This is a genomic window from Methylobacterium sp. SyP6R (assembly GCF_019216885.1).
Lineage (GTDB): Bacteria > Pseudomonadota > Alphaproteobacteria > Rhizobiales > Beijerinckiaceae > Methylobacterium.
The window spans coordinates 2,855,618-2,873,307 of record NZ_JAAQRC020000001.1; the positions used below are offsets into that span (position 1 = coordinate 2,855,618).

Annotated in this window: 15 protein-coding genes; 5 read left to right on the forward strand and 10 right to left on the reverse strand. The window is 69.8% G+C overall.

The features are described 5' to 3' along the window. The first annotated feature begins 4 nt into the window (after nucleotides 1-4). The 4 genes from map (at nucleotide 5) to HBB12_RS13150 (ending at nucleotide 5,329) form a co-directional block, all read left to right on the forward strand. On the forward strand, nucleotides 5-835 hold the full coding sequence (map, locus tag HBB12_RS13135; RefSeq protein ID WP_236989746.1) for a type I methionyl aminopeptidase: 831 nt from the start codon (nucleotides 5-7) through the stop codon (nucleotides 833-835). A 5-nt stretch (nucleotides 836-840) separates the two neighbouring features. Then, nucleotides 841-1,599 (forward strand): RadC family protein, encoded by a 759-nt coding sequence (radC, locus tag HBB12_RS13140; RefSeq protein WP_236989747.1) that lies wholly within the window; start codon nucleotides 841-843, stop codon nucleotides 1,597-1,599. Between the two features lie 350 nt (nucleotides 1,600-1,949). Then, nucleotides 1,950-4,427: an NAD-dependent DNA ligase LigA gene (gene ligA, locus HBB12_RS13145; RefSeq protein WP_236989748.1), complete on the forward strand. Its 2,478-nt coding sequence runs from the start codon at nucleotides 1,950-1,952 to the stop codon at nucleotides 4,425-4,427. Between the two features lie 32 nt (nucleotides 4,428-4,459). After that, nucleotides 4,460-5,329, forward strand: coding sequence for a 3'-5' exonuclease (locus HBB12_RS13150; RefSeq protein ID WP_236989749.1), 870 nt, complete (start codon nucleotides 4,460-4,462; stop codon nucleotides 5,327-5,329). 455 nt (nucleotides 5,330-5,784) lie between these two features. Here the strand turns inward: HBB12_RS13150 and HBB12_RS13155 are convergent, their stop codons facing one another. The 9 genes from HBB12_RS13155 to HBB12_RS13195 all read right to left on the reverse strand — a co-directional run bounded on the left by HBB12_RS13155 (nucleotide 5,785) and on the right by HBB12_RS13195 (nucleotide 15,536). Next, on the reverse strand, nucleotides 5,785-8,010 hold the full coding sequence (locus HBB12_RS13155) for a molybdopterin cofactor-binding domain-containing protein (protein ID WP_236989750.1): 2,226 nt from the start codon (nucleotides 8,008-8,010) through the stop codon (nucleotides 5,785-5,787). 22 nt (nucleotides 8,011-8,032) lie between these two features. Continuing rightward, entirely contained in the window at nucleotides 8,033-8,998 is a 966-nt protein-coding gene (locus HBB12_RS13160) for an FAD binding domain-containing protein (RefSeq protein WP_236989751.1), read from the reverse strand. 11 nt (nucleotides 8,999-9,009) lie between these two features. Then, nucleotides 9,010-9,684 carry an aldehyde dehydrogenase iron-sulfur subunit PaoA gene (gene paoA, locus HBB12_RS13165; protein ID WP_236989752.1) on the reverse strand — a complete coding sequence of 225 codons (675 nt, stop codon included), beginning with the start codon at nucleotides 9,682-9,684 and terminating at the stop codon, nucleotides 9,010-9,012. A 753-nt stretch (nucleotides 9,685-10,437) separates the two neighbouring features. Further along, nucleotides 10,438-11,124: an urease accessory protein UreF gene (locus HBB12_RS13170; protein ID WP_236989753.1), complete on the reverse strand. Its 687-nt coding sequence runs from the start codon at nucleotides 11,122-11,124 to the stop codon at nucleotides 10,438-10,440. After that, on the reverse strand, nucleotides 11,117-11,644 hold the full coding sequence (locus tag HBB12_RS13175; protein WP_236989754.1) for an urease accessory protein UreE: 528 nt from the start codon (nucleotides 11,642-11,644) through the stop codon (nucleotides 11,117-11,119). Before HBB12_RS13175 ends, HBB12_RS13170 begins: the two co-directional genes overlap by 8 nt. 27 nt (nucleotides 11,645-11,671) lie before the next feature. Beyond that, on the reverse strand, nucleotides 11,672-13,399 hold the full coding sequence (gene ureC / locus HBB12_RS13180; protein ID WP_236989755.1) for an urease subunit alpha: 1,728 nt from the start codon (nucleotides 13,397-13,399) through the stop codon (nucleotides 11,672-11,674). After that, nucleotides 13,399-13,959 (reverse strand): HD domain-containing protein, encoded by a 561-nt coding sequence (locus HBB12_RS13185; RefSeq protein WP_236989756.1) that lies wholly within the window; start codon nucleotides 13,957-13,959, stop codon nucleotides 13,399-13,401. The genes ureC and HBB12_RS13185 overlap by 1 nt, the downstream gene beginning before the upstream one ends. Beyond that, nucleotides 13,956-14,576 carry an urease subunit gamma gene (locus HBB12_RS13190; RefSeq protein ID WP_236989757.1) on the reverse strand — a complete coding sequence of 207 codons (621 nt, stop codon included), beginning with the start codon at nucleotides 14,574-14,576 and terminating at the stop codon, nucleotides 13,956-13,958. Before HBB12_RS13190 ends, HBB12_RS13185 begins: the two co-directional genes overlap by 4 nt. A gap of 96 nt (nucleotides 14,577-14,672) precedes the next feature. Further along, on the reverse strand, nucleotides 14,673-15,536 hold the full coding sequence (locus HBB12_RS13195; protein WP_236989758.1) for an urease accessory protein UreD: 864 nt from the start codon (nucleotides 15,534-15,536) through the stop codon (nucleotides 14,673-14,675). Nucleotides 15,537-15,712: 176 nt separating this feature from the next. On the opposite strand from HBB12_RS13195, the gene HBB12_RS13200 reads away from it, so the two are divergent. Continuing rightward, nucleotides 15,713-16,174: a cupin domain-containing protein gene (locus tag HBB12_RS13200; protein ID WP_236989759.1), complete on the forward strand. Its 462-nt coding sequence runs from the start codon at nucleotides 15,713-15,715 to the stop codon at nucleotides 16,172-16,174. Nucleotides 16,175-16,362: 188 nt separating this feature from the next. Here HBB12_RS13200 and HBB12_RS13205 read toward each other — a convergent pair whose 3' ends face one another. Continuing rightward, complete coding sequence (locus HBB12_RS13205) at nucleotides 16,363-17,658, reverse strand: M16 family metallopeptidase (protein WP_236989760.1); 1,296 nt, start codon at nucleotides 17,656-17,658, stop codon at nucleotides 16,363-16,365. Nucleotides 17,659-17,690 lie beyond the last annotated feature (32 nt).

A 17,690-nucleotide genomic window follows, 5' to 3' on the forward strand; every position in this document is an offset into this window, starting at 1 on the left:
CCCGATGAGTCGTGACGAGCAGAGTGCGGTCAAGGACAGCCGCCGGCAGGAACCGCCGATCCACGGCCCCGAGGCCTTCGCGGCGATGCGCAAGGCCGGACGGCTGACCGCCGAGGCCCTGGACCTGCTGATGGAGGCGGTGGCGCCGGGCGTCACCACCGAGGCGCTCGACCGCCTCGCCTACACCTTCGCGATGGATCACGGCGCTTATCCCGCCTCGCTGCATTACCGTGGCTATCCGAAATCGATCTGCACCTCGATCAATCACGTCGTCTGCCACGGCATCCCGAACGACAAGCCCCTGCGCGAGGGCGACATCGTCAACCTCGACATCTGCCTGATCGTCGATGGCTGGCACGGCGATTCGAGCCGCATGGCCTATGTCGGCGAGGTGCCGCGCAAGGCCGCGCGCCTGTGCGAGATCACCCACGAGGCGATGATGCGCGGCATCGCGGCGATCAAGCCGGGCGGCACCACCAACGACATCGGCGCGGCGATCCAGGCTTTTGCCGAAGCCGAGCGCTGCTCGGTGGTGCGCGATTTCTGCGGCCACGGCCTCGGCCGCACCTATCACGACGCGCCGACCATCCTGCACTACGTCGAGCCGAGCTACAGCGTCGCCCTGAAGCCCGGGCAGTTCTTCACCGTCGAACCGATGATCAATCTCGGCCGCCCGGCCGTGAAGGTGCTGGCCGACGGCTGGACCGCCGTGACCCGCGACCGTTCGCTCTCAGCCCAGTTCGAGCACACGGTGGCGGTGACCGAGACCGGCGTCGAGATCTTCACCCTCTCGCCCAAGGGGCTGGACAAGCCGCGCGACACCGTCGCCGCCTGACGGCCATGGCCCGCCGCACCACCCCCGGTTTCGCGGAGGCCGGCGGGCCGGAACCCGGCCTCAAGGCGCAGGACGGCAAGGTCCACGAAAAGGCCGAAGAGCCGCATTACCACGGCCACCGCGACCGGCTGCGCGCCCGTTTCGCGCAGGGCGACACGCTGCCGGATTACGAGTTCCTGGAACTGGTGCTGTTCCGGGCCATCCCGCGCCGGGACGTCAAGCCGATCGCCAAGGCGCTGATCGCCCGCTTCGGCAGCTTCGCCGAGGTGATCAGCGCTCCCGCCGAGCGCTTGCTCGAGATCGACGGGATCGGGCCGTCGGTGGTCACCGACCTCAAGATCATGGAGGCGGCCGGGCGGCGGCTCGCCCGCGGCGCGGTGGCAGAGCGGACGCTGCTCTCGTCCTGGGCCGCGGTGATCGACTATTGCCGCGCCGCCATGGCCTTCGCGCAGCGGGAAGAGTTCCGGCTGCTTTTCCTCGACAAGCGCAACCGCCTGATCGCCGACGAGGTGCAGGGCCGCGGCACCGTCGATCACACCCCGGTCTATCCCCGCGAGGTGGTGCGCCGGGCGCTCGAACTCTCCGCCACGGCGCTCATCCTGGTCCACAACCACCCGTCCGGCGATCCGACCCCGTCTCAGGCCGACATCAAGATGACCCGCGACATCATCGCGGTGGCCGGGCCCCTCGGGATCGTGGTGCACGACCACATCATCGTCGGCCGGGACGGCCATGCGAGCTTCCGCGGGTTGAAGCTGATCTGAAGTGCCTGTTTGACCGCCCAATCCTTTCAAAGGCTGGAAATTGGCCTGCGATGCCCCACCCGCACCCTCATCCTGAGGTGCGACCGCCAGGGAGCCTCGAAGGAGGGCTCCAGAAGTCTCTGCAATCCCTGGAGCCCTCCTTCGAGGCCAACCGATCTTCGATCGGCCGGCACCTCAGGACGAGGTGGAAGGTGGGAGAGAGCCGCCGATTCAATCAAACAGGCCCTGAAGCGGTCTTCTCCGCGCGGGGTGGCCTGGTTAACGAAATCCAAGCCATCCTTGAGCCAGGACAGGCCCCGATTCGCGCCGCCTACCAAGCCCGGCCAGATTCTTCGCGTTCAAGAGCGTCCATGCCCCCCACCCGCGACACCGCCCCCGACGACCTCGACCCGAAGAGCGCGCAGAGCCTCCACGCCGCCCTCTCGGCGGAGATCGCGGAGCACGACCGGCGCTATCATGGCGAGGATGCGCCGACGATCTCGGATGCCGAGTACGACGCCCTGCGGCGCCGGCTGGAGACGATCGAGGCGCGCTTCCCCGATCTCGCCGGGACCGGCGAGGCCTCGGCCAGCGTCGGTGCCAAGGCGTCGGACAAGTTCGCCAAGGTGCGGCACGCGGTGCCGATGCTGTCGCTCGGCAACGCCTTCTCGGACGAGGAGATCGGCGATTTCGTCGAGCGGGTGCGCCGCTTCCTCGGCCTCTCGGGCGATGAGCCGGTCGCCTTCACGGCCGAGCCGAAGATCGACGGGCTGTCCCTGTCGCTCCGCTACGAGCAGGGGCGCCTCGTCACCGCGGCGACCCGGGGCGACGGCGAGGTCGGCGAGGACGTGACCGCCAACGTCCGGACGATCAAGGAGATTCCGGACGAGCTGGCCGGCGAGGGCTGGCCGGAGGTGTGCGAGATCCGCGGCGAGGTCTACCTGTCGCACGCCGATTTCGCCGGCATCAACGCGCGCCAGGAGGCGGCCGGCAAGCCGCTCTTCGCCAATCCGCGCAACGCCGCCGCCGGCTCGCTGCGCCAGCTCGATTCGAGCATCACCGCCTCGCGCCCCTTGCGCTTCTTCGCCTACGCGGCCGGCGAGATGTCGGACCAGCCGGCCGATTCGCAGTTCGAGATGATCGAGGCGTTTCGCGACTGGGGCCTGCCGGTGAACCCGCTGACGGTCCTGTGCCAGGACGCGGCGGCGATGCTGGCGCATTACCGGATGATCGAGGCGCGTCGCGCCGATCTCGGCTACGACATCGACGGCGTCGTCTACAAGGTCGATTCGTTCGCGCTCCAGCGCCGCCTCGGCTTCGTCGCCCGCGCGCCGCGCTGGGCGACAGCCCACAAGTTCCCGGCCCAGCGCGCCACCACGGTGGTCGAGGCGATCGACATCAATGTCGGGCGCACCGGCTCGCTCAACCCGCTGGCGCGGCTGAAACCGGTCACGGTCGGCGGCGTGGTGGTGTCGAACGCGACGCTCCACAACGAGGATTACGTCCACGGCGTCGATGCCGACGGCAATCCGATCCGCAGCGGCGTCGCGATCTGGAAGGGCCAGACCCTGCGGGACGACGTCGATCTGGCGCAAGGGTCGGACGTGCGCGTCGGCGACACCGTGGTGGTCCTGCGCGCCGGCGACGTGATCCCGAAGGTCGCCGACGTGGTGCTGGAGCATCGCCCCGCGGAGGCCGTGCCCTATCGCTTCCCCGAGACCTGCCCGGCCTGCGGCAGCCATGCGGTCCGCGGCCTCAACCCGCGCACGGGCAAGCTCGACGCGGTGCGCCGCTGCACCGGCGGGCTGATCTGCCCGGCGCAAGGCCAGGAGCGGCTGAAGCACTTCGTCTCGCGCAACGCCTTCGACATCGAGGGCTTCGGCGAGACCTATATCGAGACCCTGTTCGAGGCCGGCCTGGTGCGCCAGCCCGCCGACCTGTTCCGTCTCGATTTCGAGCCGCTGAAGGAGGCGGTGGTCGCCCGGCGCCAGGCGCTCTCCGCCGAGCGGGCGCTCGCCGCCGGCAAGGAGATCAGGAAGGCCGCCAAGAAGAAGGACGACGAGGACAAGGCGATCAAGAACCTGCTCGCCGGGGTCGAGGCGCGGAGAAAAATCCCGCTCAACCGGTTCATCTTCGCGCTCGGCATCGAGCAGGTCGGCGAGGCCACCGCCAAGGCGCTCGCCAAGCACTTTTCGGATATGCCGGCCCTGATGGCGGGCGTCGCGGCGGCGGCCGAGTGTCAGCCGGGACCGGACTGGATCGCGCTCGCCAGCCTCGACCGCGTCGGCGCCACCACTCGCGACCGGCTGCTCGACGCCGCCAGGGACCCGGAGATCGATCTCCTGGCCGGCGGCGCCGTGGCCCGACTGTCGGCGCCGCAGCGCGACTCCCTGGTCGGGGCCTATGGCGATTCCGCCGGCGTGCGGGCGGCGGTGGAACGCGCGGCGCAGCAGGTCCCGGGCGATGCCTACCGGGCGCTCGCCGATGACGGCGAGATCGGCGCGGTCACCACCGCCTCCCTGATCCAGTTCTTCTCGGAAGAGCACAACGTCGCGGCGGTACAGGCGTTGCTCGCCGAGGTCGAGACCGAGCGGGCGGCGCCGGTCGCGCAAGCCGCGGCGTTCAGCGGCAAGACCGTGGTGTTCACCGGCACGCTCGAAAAGATGACCCGCAGCGAGGCCAAGGCCACGGCCGAGCGCCTGGGCGCCAAGGTCTCGGGCTCGGTCTCGGCGAAGACGGATCTCGTGGTGGCCGGGCCGGGTGCGGGCAGCAAGCTCAAGGATGCCGAGAAGCACGGGGTCAAGGTCGTCTCGGAGGACGAGTGGCTGGCGATGGTGGCGAGCGCCTGAAATTCGGCGTCTTCGCGGGGGAGAGCGCCGGCATGACCTTTCCCCGCACCCTCGCGATCGACTTCGAGACCGCCAACGAGCGCCGCGACAGCCCCTGCGCCGTCGGCCTCGCCTGGATCGAGGGCGGCCGGGTGGTGCGGCGGGAATCAACGCTGATCCGGCCGGCGGAGATGCGCTTCTCGCCCGGCAACATCCGGGTCCACGGCATCCGGCCGCGGGACGTGGAGCGGGCACCGTCGTTTCCGGAGGCGATGGCGCCGTTCCTGCCGGAGATCGCCGGCAGCCTGGTGCTGGCCCACAATGCCAGCTTCGATGTCGGGGTGCTCGCCGCGACGCTCCAGGCCTACGGACTGCCGCAGCCGGCCTATACGTCGCTCTGCACGGTGCAACTCGCCCGCCGGCACTGGCCGGGGGAGGGCGGCCAGGGACAGGGGACCTACCGGCTCTCGGCGCTCGCCGCCCGGGTCGGCGTGACGTTCCGCCACCACGATGCCGGCGAGGACGCCTATGCCTGCGCGGAGATTGCCCTTGCCGTCATGCGGGAGGCCGGCGCGCCGGACATCGCGAGTCTGGCCCGCCGCATGAATCTCACCCGCGAGCGGGCCGGGGAGGGTGCGCGGTCGTCCGAGGGAATCGTCGCCCGGGCCCTGCGCGGGGTGGCGCCGAGCCGCAGCCGCGCGCCGCTGCTGCATTTCGTCGTCCGCGGCAGCACCGGCACGCCCTACGACGTGCGGCTGGTGGACACCCGCGACGGCCCGCGCCTGCGCTGCACCTGCGCCGGTGCACGGTTCCGGCCCGATTGCCGGCACGTCCGGGCGCTGGCGAACGGCGAGATCGACGCGCTGTTGTCGGACAATCCGGGGGATGTGGCGGCGTTGGCCGGGTTGTTGCGGGTGGGGTGAGTATTCCGGGTTGGATGGATTAATATTATCGTTCAATCCAGCATAATATAATAATATAAAATTAGTGATGCAATAACATGTCTAAAAATTTGATTAATTAGCAAAAAATATTTTACAACACGTCGTCAAATATTTTTCCAAAATGATGTTGTTGCCTGAGAAGAAATCCCGATCACCCACCTCATCCTGAGGTGTTAGCCGATCGAAGATCGGCTGACCTCGAAGGAGGGCTCCAGATGTCGCTGTGAACCCTGGAGCCCTCCTTCGAGGCTGCTTCGCAGCACCTCAGGATGAGGTGAGACGATAGGATCTCTTTTGCTTACGCTCTTTTTTGGGGAGATCAATTCGCTCAAACAGGTGCTCTGGATGAGGTGAGAGAGATGCCGTAAGGTCTCGAATGTTTCTTGCCAAAAACGGCTCAACCAGGCCCCGGCAACACTCGATGCCGTCGTGCATCACGCCCGCCGCGGCCCGGTCTCCTTCGCGCCGAAACCCTCCAGGATCTTGTCCAGGGTCAGCGGGTAATCCCGGATCCGGATCCCGGTCGCGTTGTAGACCGCGTTCGCCACCGCCGCCCCGGCGCCGCAGATGCCGAGTTCGCCCAAGCCCTTGCTCTTCAGCGGGTTCGCCTTGTCGTCGAGTTCGGGCAGGAACACCGCATCGATCTCCGGCAGGTCGGCATGGACCGGCACGTGGTACTCGGCGAGGTCGTGGTTGACGAAGGTGCCGTAGCGCGGGTCGACCTCGACCGCTTCCATCAAGGCCGCGCCGACGCCGAACACCATGCCGCCGATCGCCTGCGAGCGGGCGGTCTTGGGGTTGAGGATGCGTCCGCCGGTGAACACGCCGAGCATCCGCCGCAGCCGGATCTCGCCGGTATCCGCATCGACCCCGACCTCGGCGAAATGCGCGCCGTAGGAATACTGCGAGAACTTCTTCTCGTTCTCGCCCGGCTTGATCTCGCCTTCGGCCTCCAGCCCGGGGCCGATCAGGTCGCGCAAGGCCGCCGACCGGTTGCCCGAGGTGATCCGGTTATCCGCGAAGACCGCGTTCGCAGGCTCCAAGTCGGTCTTCGCCAGGAGCTGCCCGCGCAGGGCCTCGCAGGCCATGTAGAGCGCCGAGCCCGACGACGCGGCGCCGAACGAGCCGCCGGACCCCGACGACATCGGATCGGCGGTGTCGCCGAGGATCATCCGCACCTCCGAAACCTTCACGCCCAGCATCTCGGCGGCGATCTGGCTCAGGATCGTGTAGGTGCCGGTGCCGATATCGGTCATCGCCATCCGGGCGGTGAGCGTCCCGTCGGGGTCGAGGCGCACCCGCGCCTTCGCCGGCTGGAGCGGGTTGAGGCGGGCCGCCGCCGCGACGCCGGTGCCGACCATCCACTGCCCGTCCCGCACCGAAGCGGGCTTCGGGTTGCGCTTGTCCCAGCCGAAGCGACGCGCGCCCTCCGTCAGGCAGGGCACGAGCTGGCGGGTCGAGAACGGGACGTGCTTCTCCGGGTCCTGCGCCGGCTCGTTGCGGATGCGCAGTGCGATCGGATCGAGGGCCAGGGCCTCGGCCAGTTCGTCCATGGCGCATTCGAAGGCCAGCATGCCGACCGCCTCGCCCGGCGCCCGCATCGAGGAGGCGGGCAGCAGGTTGAGGTTCGCCAGCCGATGCGCCGTCAGGCGGTTGGGCGCCGCGTAGAGCGAGCGGGTGACATTGGCCGAGGTCTCGAAGAAGTTGTCGCCGGGCGCGGTGTCGGACCAGGATTCGTGGGCGATGGCGATCAGCGTGCCGTCTCGGTCGGCGCCGAGGCGGACCCGCTGCACCGTACCCGAGCGCCGCGTCGTCGAGGTGAAGACCTGCTGGCGGGTGAGCGCGACCTTGACCGGGCGGCCGTTCAGGTTCTTCGAGGCGAGCGCCGCCAGGATCGCATCGGCCTGCGGCTGCAGCTTCCCGCCGAAGCCGCCGCCGACGAAGCGGCTGATCAGCCGGACATTGTCCTTGGGCACCTTGAGCACCGAGGCCAGCGCGTCCTGGCCGCGATTCGGCATCTGGTTGGCGGTGATCAGCGTGACGTGATCGCCCTCCCAGGCCGCGATCGTGGCGTGCGGCTCCATCATCGCGTGGCTCTGCACCGGGGTGGTGTAGCGCGCGTCGATCTTGACCGGGGCCGACGCCAAGCCGGCCTCGACATCGCCGAGGGACGAATCCGGCGGCGTCTTCGCCTTCTCGGGCTTCTTCGCCGCCCCGAGCGCGTCGGCGAGGATGTAGGCGCCCTTCTGCTCGTCGTAGGCGACACGCACGGCAGCCGCCGCGGCGCGGGCCTCCTCGAAGCTCTCGGCCACCACCAGCGCGACCGGCTGGCCCCGATGCTCGATCTCGGTCCCGGTCAGCAGCGGGCCGACCTGCTCCTTCTTCTCGCCCTGGGACGGCACGTTGCGGTGGGTGAGGACGTGGACGACGCCCGGCATCCGTTCGGCGGCGGCCGTGTCGATGTCGCGGATGCGGCCCTTGGCGATGGTCGCGGTGACGACGAAGCCGTAAGCGGGATTCGCCATCTCCCGGCTTTCATACGCATAAGGAGCGCGGCCCGTGACCTTGAGCGGGCCGTCGACGCGGTCGATCGGCTGGCCCACCGGGCCGTCGGTGTGCGTGTCGAGGGGCGTGACGCCGATCGGCTGGCTCATGTCCATGGCTGTTCTCCGATGTCGGCGATCAGGCGCGCATCGCTTCCGCGACGGCGGCCGCGAGGGTGCGCTTGGCGAGCGGGATCTTGAAGTCGTTGGCGCCGTAGCCGCGCGCGCCCCGCAAGGCCGCTTCGCCGGCGGCGCCGACGCCCTCGCGCACGAGAGCCTCTTCGGCGTCGGCCACCCGCCAGGGCTTGGGGGCGAGGCCGCCGAAGGCGAGGCGGGCCGAGCGCACCTTGCTTCCGTCGGCCTCGATGACGGCCGCCACCGAGACCAGGGCGAAGGCGTAGGACGCGCGGTCGCGCACCTTGCGGTAGACGTGCCGCCCGCGCACGGGCGCCGGCAGGGTCACGGCGGTGATGATCTCGCCGGGGGTCAAGGTGGTCTCGATCTGCGGCGTGTCGCCGGGCAGGCGGTGTAGGTCGGCGATCGGGATCTTTCGCTCGGTCCCCTCCGGGGTCACGGTCTCGATCGTGGCGTCGAGGGCCCGCATCGCCACCGCCATGTCGGAGGGGTGGGTGGCGATGCACTGGTCGGAGGTGCCGAGGACCGCCAGGATGCGGTTGAAGCCCTGAAGCGCCGCGCAGCCGGAGCCGGGCCGGCGTTTGTTGCACGGCATCGCGGTGTCGTAGAAATACGGGCAGCGGGTGCGCTGCAGGAGGTTGCCGGCGGTGGTCGCCTTGTTGCGCAACTGGCCCGAGGCGCCGGCGAGCAGCGCACGGGAGAGCACGCCGTAGTCGCGCCGCACCCGCTCGTCGGCGGCGAGATCCGCGTTGCGCACCATCGCGCCGACGCGAATCCCGCCATCGGAGGTTGCCTCGATCCGGTCGAGCGCCAGGCGGTTGACGTCGACGAGGTGGGCCGGCGTCTCGATCTGCAGCTTCATCAGGTCGAGGAGGTTGGTGCCCCCGGCGATGAAGCGGGCATTCGGCTGCCCGGCGGCCTTGGCAGCCTCGGCCACGGTGGCGGGGCGCTCGTAGGTGAAAGCCTTCATCGGTCGCCCCCTCAGAGCCGGGTCGCCGCGCCGCCGGCATCCCGGATCGCCGCGACGATGTTCGGATAGGCCGAGCAGCGGCAGATATTGCCGCTCATCCGCTCGCGGATTTCCGCGTCGGTCAGGGCGACCTTCGCCGTGAGGTCCTGCGTCACGGTGCTGGGCCAGCCGGCCTCGGCCTCGTTCAGCATGCCGGCGGCCGAGCAGATCTGGCCCGGCGTGCAGTAGCCGCACTGGAAGCCGTCATGCTTGACGAAGGCGGCCTGGAGCGGGTGCAACTGGTCGCCCTCCGCGAGCCCCTCGATGGTGCGGATCTCGTCGCCCTCGTGCATCACGGCGAGCGTCAGGCAGGAATTGATCCGGCGCCCGTTCACCAGCACCGTACAGGCGCCGCACTGGCCATGGTCGCACCCCTTCTTCGAGCCGGTGAGGCCGATGCGCTCGCGCAGGGCATCGAGGAGCGTGGTGCGCGGATCGAGGTCGAGGGGCCGGGCCTGGCCGTTGACCTGGAGGGTCACCGGCATGCGCGGTGTCGCCGGCTCGGCGGCGGGGGACGGGGGCGTCGACGGGGCCGGCGAGGGCGCGGCCTGGACGCGGCCGGAAAAGCCCAGCACGGCCGCCGCGGCGACGCCGCTCTCCAGTACGCTCCGGCGCGTCAGGCGCGGCGCGGAATCGGATTTGTCCATGGTGCCTCCCGGCCGAACGACGAGGTGACGGCGCGAGGGCGCCTGCATCGGCTCGGCCGTTGGGCCGCGACGCGATCGCTCACCAAACGTTTCGGGGACTGGACAGGTCCCGGCTGGGGCCCGGGTGCGGCATCGCGTGCGAGAGATGGTCGGCCACCGGATCGCTGGCGATCAACCCTCCCCTCTCCCCGCGGGCGGGGAGAGGCTTTCGTCCCCCTTGTCGGGGACGAAAGGAGCGGCGGCGAAAGCCGGAGCGAGGGTGAGGGGGGGGTTCCGGAGAAGCCTCACTCGTCGACACCCCCTCACCCTCGCGGCGAGCCTATGGTTCGCTGCCGGGCTTCCTGAGCCCCTTCGGAGCTCAGGCCTCTCCCCGCAACGAAGTCGGGCAAGCCCGACTTCGTCTGGCGCTTGCAGATCCCGGGCAAGCCCGGGATCTGTCGGGGAGAGGGAGAAAATCAGCGCCGCTTCTTTCCCCGGAAAGCCCTGCGCAGAGGGGCTACGGCCTATACGGATTTGACTCGCTGCCGCTTTGGATAGCGATCTCGACTTTGCCCCCTTCGGGAGGCAGGGGTGACACCCAGTCGATTCCGGCTGCGAGGACTGGTGCGAAGCAAATCCGCCAAGGCTATTGGCAAAGAGGGAGGGTTCCACACGCCGAGTAATTCTCGAAAATCGAAAATATGATTGTTTTTAATTAATCGTTATTTTGATCGGTGTGCTGTAGAAAATTCTGCTGCGCGGCAGAATTTGAAACTAAGACCGGAAAATCCGCGTATACTGCGTCTCGTGCCGGAACGAGCCGAGATCGAGCCGTACCGTCGCCGTTCCCGCTTCGTCGAGGGGCAGTTCCTGCACCGCCCGCGCCAGGGAGGCGACCAGCGGCATCAAGGCGGCGACCACCCGCGTTCCGGCGGTCTGGCCGACGGGGGCGAGGCGTAACGACGCCGAGACGAGGTTCTGCAGGAAGGCCGCGAGATAGGCCGCCAGCACCGTAAGGCGGTCGAGCCCGTGGGCGCCTGCGGCGGTGCCGACAGCCACCGGGTAGGCCACAGGGCCGTCGAGATGCGGGGCGAGGCCTGCGAGGCGCGGTACGTCCCAGGCGGCGCGGGTCGCGTCGAGGAACGAACGGCCCTGCTGGCTGGTCTCGAGATGCAGCTCTCGCGAGGGGCTGAACGCCAGGGCGAGGTCGTTGACGGCGACCAGAGCCTCGGCATCCCCCGCCGCCGCGGCCCGGTGGGCGTGGGCGGCCAGGATCGCGTCGCTGCGGCCGGCGCCGTGCTCCAGGACGCCGGCGAGCCAGTCCCGCAAGCTCGCCTCGTCGCGCACGTCGCCGGCCTCCACGGCCCATTCGAGGCCGTGCGAATAGGCGTAGGCCCCCACCGGATAGCCGGGCGAGAGCCAGGCGAGCAGCATCAGGGCGTCCGGAACCCGCTCAGCCATGGGAATGGTCGTGCGAATGGTCGTGATGATGGTGATGCCCGTGGCCGTGGTCGTGCCCATGGTCATGGGTGTGATCGTGGGGGTGCCCGCCCGCATAGGCCCCGCCCTCGGGCCGGAACGGCCTTTCCACCGGGGTCGCTGTGCCCCCCAACCCCTCGACCATCGCGGCGAGCACGTGGTCGTGGGCGATCCAGAGCGCGTCCGGGCCGATCTCGGCCGGGATGTGCCGGTTGCCGATATGCCAGATCAGCCGCTTGAGGGCGTGATCGGTGGGCGCCCGGATCTCCAGCAGGCGCTCGGGCGCCGCCTCGACCCAGACCAGGCGCCCATCCTCGAGCCGCAGCGCGTCGCCGTCGTCGAGCACGGCCGGCTCGGGCAGGTCGAGCAGGAAGGCGAGGCCGCCGATTCCCCGCATCGCCATGCGGCGGCGGTGGCGGTCGCCGGAATCGAGCACGATGCGGTCGACGATTTCGCCGGGGCCGAGGGCGTCGCGGCGGATGACGCGGGTGGCACGGATCATGGGGGACGCAAACGCCTTTCAGGTCGCTCAGAACAGGAAGTAGCGCTGCGCCATCGGCAGCACCTCGGCGGGCTCGCAGACCAGCAATTCGCCGTCGGCGCGCACGTCGTAGGTCTCGGGGTCGACCTCGATCACCGGGGTGGCGTCGTTGTGGATCATGCTCTTCTTCGAGATGCCGCCGCGCACGTTCTCGACCGCGACCATCTCCTTCATCACCCCGAGCGTGTCGCGAAGCCCCGCCTCGATCGCGGCCCTCGACACGAAGGTGAGCGCGGTCGAGGCCGGCACCCGGCCGAAGGCGCCGAACATCGGGCGGTAATGCACCGGCTGGGGCGTCGGGATCGAGGCGTTGGGATCGCCCATGGGGGCCGCCGCGATGGCGCCGCCCTTGAGGATCAGGTCCGGCTTCACCCCGAAGAAGACCGGCGACCACAGCACGAGATCGGCGAGCTTGCCGACCTCCACCGAGCCGACATGGCGCGAGATGCCGTGGGCGATGGCCGGGTTGATCGTGTACTTGGCGACGTAGCGCTTCGCGCGGGCATTGTCGTTGCCGGAAGAGTCGCCCGGCAGCGCGCCGCGCTGGCGCTTCATCTTGTCGGCGGTCTGCCAGGTGCGGATGATCACCTCGCCGACCCGGCCCATCGCCTGGCTGTCCGACGACATCATCGAGAGCGCGCCGATGTCGTGCAGGATGTCCTCGGCGGCGATCGTCTCCTTGCGGATCCGGCTCTCGGCGAAGGCGAGGTCTTCCGGGATCGACGGGTCGAGGTGGTGGCACACCATCAGCATGTCGAGATGCTCGTCGATGGTGTTGCGGGTGAACGGCCGCGTCGGGTTGGTGGAGGAGGGCAGCACGTTGGGCAGCCCCGCCACCTTGATGATGTCCGGCGCGTGGCCGCCGCCGGCGCCCTCGGTATGGAAGGCGTGGATGGTACGGCCCTTGAAGGCCGCGATCGTGTCCTCGACGAAGCCCGATTCGTTGAGCGTGTCGGTATGGATCATCACCTGGATGTCGTGGGCATCGGCCACCGACAGGCAGCAATCGATCGCAGCCGGCGTCGTGCCCCAATCCTCGTGCAGCTTCAGCGCGCAGGCGCCGGCCCGGATCATCTCGACCAAACTGTCGGGCTTCGAGGCGTTGCCCTTGCCGGCAAACGCCAGGTTCATCGGGAAGGCGTCCGCCGCCTCGATCATCCGGGCGATGTGCCAGGGACCGGGGGTGCAGGTGGTGGCGAAGGTGCCGTGGGCCGGGCCCGTGCCGCCGCCGAGCATCGTGGTGATGCCGGAATTCAGCGCCTCGTCGATCTGCTGCGGGCAGATGAAGTGGATGTGGCTGTCGAACCCGCCGGCGGTGAGGATCTTGCCCTCGCCGGCGATGACCTCGGTGCCCGGCCCGACCACGATGGTGACGCCGTCCTGGATGTCCGGGTTGCCGGCCTTGCCGAGCGCCGCGATGCGCCCGCCCTTCAGCCCGACATCGCATTTCACGATGCCCCAATGGTCCAGCACCACCGCGTTGGTGATGACGGTGTCCACGGCGCCGCCGGCATTGCTCGCCTGGCTCTGCCCCATCCCGTCGCGGATCACCTTGCCGCCGCCGAACTTCACCTCCTCGCCGTAGCGGGTGTGGTCCTGCTCGACCTCGATGACGAGGGAGGTGTCGGCGAGGCGGATGCGGTCGCCCTTGGTCGGCCCGAACATCGCCGCGTAGGCGGCGCGGGGGAGGCTGGCGGGCTTGGGGGTGTTGGACATCAGACCGCTCTCCGCGCCGCATCGGCGGATTGATCGAAGATGGATTCGAGGGCCGCATTCGTGCCGCGGCACCCGGCGACGACGCGCTCGGCCCAGGCGACGTAATCGAGGAGCCGTATGCGGTCCCAGTCGTCGGGCGGGCTCGATGCCAGGGAGCGCAGGTTGCTGACCTTGTCGGCGATCTTGATCGCCTTGGCATCGGGCGACTTGTGCGGCGCCCGCTCGACCTGGAGGCGCTTGCGCTCCGCCTTGGGCAGCGACTTGTCGTCGGTGACCTCGGCCACGAGATCGGCCACGACGGGCCCGAAGAGGCGCGAGAGTTCGTCGTGGGTGGTGCCGGTATCCTCGATCGAGTCGTGGAGCCAGCCGGCGGCGACCAGCCAGGTGTTCGGCGCGTCAGCGGTGTCGGCGAGGAGCGCGGCGACCTCCGCGAGATGGTTCACGTAGGGTTCCCGCGCGGCGCCCTTGCGGCGATGGTCCGCGTGCCGGCGGGCCGCGAAATCGGCCGCCCGCGCGACGAGGGCCACGTGATCGCGAAGAACCTTACCGTAGGGGCTCACAGTGCCCCCATCACGTCGCCCCGGAACCCGTACACCGCGCGCCCGCCGCCCATCGGGATCAGCACCACCTCCCGGGTCGAACCGGGCTCGAAGCGCACGGCGGTGCCCGGGGCGATGTCGAGGCGCTGGCCGCGGGCCTTGTCGCGGTCGAAGCGGAGCGCCGGGTTGACCTCGAAGAAGTGGTAATGCGAGCCGACCTGGATCGGCCGGTCGCCGGTATTGGCGACCTCCATCACCATGCGGGGCGCACCCTCGTTGAACACGATCTCGCCGTCGGGCGTCGTCACCTCGCCGGGCACGTCGCTGGCGGGGGTGCCGCGGATCGGGTGGTGGACGGTGACGAGCTTGGTGCCGTCCGGGAAGGTGGCCTCGACCTGGATGTCGTGGATCATCTCCGGCACGCCCTCCATCACCTGGTCGGCGGTGAGAACTTGCGCGCCGAGCTGCATCAGCTGGGCCACGGTGCGGCCGTCGCGGGCGCCCTCGACCACGAAATCGGTGATCAGCGCTACCGCTTCGGGGTGGTTGAGCTTCACGCCCCGGGACAGGCGGTTGCGGGCCACCATGGCCGCCATGGCGACGAGGAGCTTGTCCTTCTCGCGGGGGGTCAGCAGCACGGGCGCATCCTCCGGATCGATGTAGCCTCTCTCCATCGCCGAGGCTTGGGCGCGAGGCAAGATCGTGCTGACGGAGGCAAGAACCGAGCCGGTCTCTCAGGTCTGCCACACCCGCGGCAGCGGCCGGCCGCGAAACCCTTCGAGGATCCGCGAGGCCACGAGGCGCAACGGGCCGATCTCCGGCCCGAGCAGGCGTAAGCTCAGCATCCCGTTCCAGGCGCTCGCCCCGGCTTCGACCGACAGGGCCTCGCAGCCCGAGGCGGCGATCAGGTCGCGGGCCTGATCCAGGCGGCTCTCTGCGTCCGGGGCAAGGTGGAGCAGGGTCGCCATGGCGCGAGCGCCGCCGGCCACCGCGCGCTTCGCAAGCCTCTCGGAGATGTCGGCCTCGAGCCGGAACGTGTCGGCGTAGACGAGGCGCCCGGCGCGGCGCAGGCGCCAGGAATCGGCGAGGGCGCCGTCCCGCATCACCTCGCCCTTCGCGGCGCGGCCGAAGACCAGGGCCTCGAACAGGGTGAGGCGGGCATCCGGGGCGATCTCGGCGGAGAAGCTGCGGGCGAGCCGCGCGCCGTCGAACAGGATCGTCTCCTGCGGCAGCCAGGCCAGGGCGGCCTCGGCCTCGAGGGTGAGCGCCACGTCGAGCCGCGTCACCGGCCCGTCCGAGCGGTAGATTTTTTCCGCCGCCGTGGTGGTGAGGACGAGGTCCGTTCCCGGACCGAGCCGTGCCTCGACCGTGAACCGGTCGCCGCAGGCGATGCCGCCGGCGCTGTTGAGCAGCACCGCTTCCATGGGCCCAATCCTGCCGCGTCCATGTTCGGGCCGCGGCAGGCGCAGGCGCAACGGGCCGGATTCGGCGAGGTCGGCGGTCCGCGTGGCGCCGCCCGGCATCCGTGCCACGCTGAGCGCGACGTGCCCGATCGAGCGCTGGCGGCGGAGGGCGTCGGGAAGGGGGGATTGCTGCATCGAAGGCCCGGAGGCGGGCGCGGACGGCCCTCTGTCGCCCCGCTTAGACCGCGTCGGCCGCCCGTCAGGCAAGCCCCCAAGGCGAGGCGCCGGTCATCGGGCGATGCCGGCCGATGCCCCGCGCCGAATGTCTCGAATCCGCTTAAACTCGCCTTCGCTCACGTGGAGGACGCGCCATGTCGCCTGACATCATGTCATCTGATGCCCTCTTGTCGGAGGGCGCCTGCCGGGTCGTGCGCCCGGGCTCGACAATCGTCGGCAAGCAGGCGCTGACCTACGCGCCGGCAGTCTCGGCCGAATCGGTGGGGTCGAAGGGTCTGCACATGCAGCTCGTCACCCTGCCGCCGGGCGCGCGGGCGAAGGCGCACCTGCACGAGGCGCACGAGACCGCTCTGCACGTGCTCTCGGGCGTCGCCGGCACCTGGTACGGTCCCCGGCTGGAGCATCACCTGTGGAGCCGGGCCGGCGATTTCGTCTACATCCCGGCCGGAGTGCCGCACCTGCCCTACAATGCCAGCCGCACCGAGACCTGCACGGCGGTGATCGCCCGGACCGATCCGAACGAGCAGGAGAGCGTGGTTCTGCTGCCGGAACTCGATGCGCTCCGGCCGCCGGAGGCGGACGTGATGGCGGAGTGAGCGGCGGCACGCGCCTCTCCCACCCTCGACCTCATCCTGAGGTGCCGCACGCAGCGGAGGCCTCGAAGGCGGGCTCCAGAAGTCTGGGTGATCTCTGGAGCCCTCCTTCGAGGTCAGCCGATCCTCGATCGTCCAACACCTCAGGATGAGGTCGAGGGTGGGAGCGAAGGTCGAGATACCGCTCCTTCTCACATCGCCGTCGGCCGCCCCGCCGCCACCACCAGCAGCTTCCCATCCCCCAGCGTCCGGGCCGCGGCGCGGCGGATGTCGGCCTGCGTCACCGCGCCGATCAGGCCGTTGCGGCGGGCGATGTAGTCGATGCCCAGACCCTCGAAGGCGATCTGCACCAGCTGGTGGGCGATCTTGGTCGAGGTATCGAAGCCGAGCGCGTAGGAGCCGGTGAGGTAATCCTTGGCCTTCTGCAACTCGTCGTCGTCGGGGCCGTCGCTGGTCAGGCGGGCGATCTCGTCGGCGATCACCGTCAGGCACTCGGCGACGCGCTCGTTCTTGGTCGCGGTGTAGCCCCAGGTCATCGAGGCGGCGCGGTGGCTCACCAGCGAGGTGCCGACCGAGTAGGCGAGGCCGCGCTTCTCGCGCACTTCCTGAAACAGCCGCGAGGTGAAGGCGCCGCCGCCCAGGATGTGGTTGAGCACGTAGGCCGGGATGAAGTCGGGGTCGCGCCACGGCACGCCGTCGGTGCCGAAGCGCAGGACCGATTGCGGCACGTCGAGATCGACGACGAGGCGACGGCCCAAGCCCGTGATCCGGGTCGTCGGCACCACGGTCAGTTCGCCGCCCTCCGGCAGGGCACCGAAGGCGGCGTCGAGTGCGTGCAGCAGCACCTCCTCGCCGATGGCGCCGACCGCCGCGACCTTGACCCGGCCGCGGGCGAGGAGCCGGCGGTGCATCGCCACGAGGTCGTCGCGGGTGATCGACGACACGCTCTCGATCGTGCCGGACGAGGGCCGGCCGTAAGGGTGCCCCGGATAGGCTTCGGCGAAGAAGCGGCGCGAGGCCATCACGCCGGGGTCGTTCTGCTGGTAGCGCAGTCCCGCCAGCATCTGCGCCCGCACCCGCTCGATCGCCGCGGGGTCGAAGCGGGGCTGGGCGAGCGCCAGGGCGAGCAGCTCGATCGCCTCGTCGGCGTGCTTGACCAGCATCTTGAGCGAGCCGCCGATGGCGTCCGGCCCGGCATGGAAGCTCAGCTCGATGGCGCGGGCGGCGAGCCGCTCCTGGAAGGCGTCGGAATCGTGCGGGCCGGCGCCCTCGTCGAGGAGGCGGGCCAGCATCTGGGCGGTGCCGGCCTTGCCTTCGGGGTCCTGCGCGGCGCCGCCCTCGAAGGTGAAGGCCAGCGCGATCAGCGGGACGACCGGCGACGGCACGTGCCAGGCCTCGATGCCGCGGGCCGAGAGGACGGGGCGCGCCAGGGTCGGCGAGGAGGACGAGGCGGCGGCAGTGCGGGAGACGGCGTCGGCCGGGGTCATGAGGACCTCTTGTTGTGTCTTAAGGCGATCAA

What these genes read in the sequence shown, in the direction of transcription:
- map (WP_236989746.1), top strand. Translation starts at nt 5, where the DNA reads ATGAGTCGTGACGAGCAGAGTGCGGTCAAGGACAGCCGCCGGCAGGAA.
- radC (WP_236989747.1), top strand. Translation starts at nt 841, where the DNA reads ATGGCCCGCCGCACCACCCCCGGTTTCGCGGAGGCCGGCGGGCCGGAA.
- ligA (WP_236989748.1), top strand. Translation starts at nt 1,950, where the DNA reads ATGCCCCCCACCCGCGACACCGCCCCCGACGACCTCGACCCGAAGAGC.
- HBB12_RS13150 (WP_236989749.1), top strand. Translation starts at nt 4,460, where the DNA reads ATGACCTTTCCCCGCACCCTCGCGATCGACTTCGAGACCGCCAACGAG.
- HBB12_RS13155 (WP_236989750.1), bottom strand. Translation starts at nt 8,010, where the DNA reads ATGGACATGAGCCAGCCGATCGGCGTCACGCCCCTCGACACGCACACC.
- HBB12_RS13160 (WP_236989751.1), bottom strand. Translation starts at nt 8,998, where the DNA reads ATGAAGGCTTTCACCTACGAGCGCCCCGCCACCGTGGCCGAGGCTGCC.
- paoA (WP_236989752.1), bottom strand. Translation starts at nt 9,684, where the DNA reads ATGGACAAATCCGATTCCGCGCCGCGCCTGACGCGCCGGAGCGTACTG.
- HBB12_RS13170 (WP_236989753.1), bottom strand. Translation starts at nt 11,124, where the DNA reads ATGGCTGAGCGGGTTCCGGACGCCCTGATGCTGCTCGCCTGGCTCTCG.
- HBB12_RS13175 (WP_236989754.1), bottom strand. Translation starts at nt 11,644, where the DNA reads ATGATCCGTGCCACCCGCGTCATCCGCCGCGACGCCCTCGGCCCCGGC.
- ureC (WP_236989755.1), bottom strand. Translation starts at nt 13,399, where the DNA reads ATGTCCAACACCCCCAAGCCCGCCAGCCTCCCCCGCGCCGCCTACGCG.
- HBB12_RS13195 (WP_236989758.1), bottom strand. Translation starts at nt 15,536, where the DNA reads ATGCAGCAATCCCCCCTTCCCGACGCCCTCCGCCGCCAGCGCTCGATC.
- HBB12_RS13200 (WP_236989759.1), top strand. Translation starts at nt 15,713, where the DNA reads ATGTCGCCTGACATCATGTCATCTGATGCCCTCTTGTCGGAGGGCGCC.
- HBB12_RS13205 (WP_236989760.1), bottom strand. Translation starts at nt 17,658, where the DNA reads ATGACCCCGGCCGACGCCGTCTCCCGCACTGCCGCCGCCTCGTCCTCC.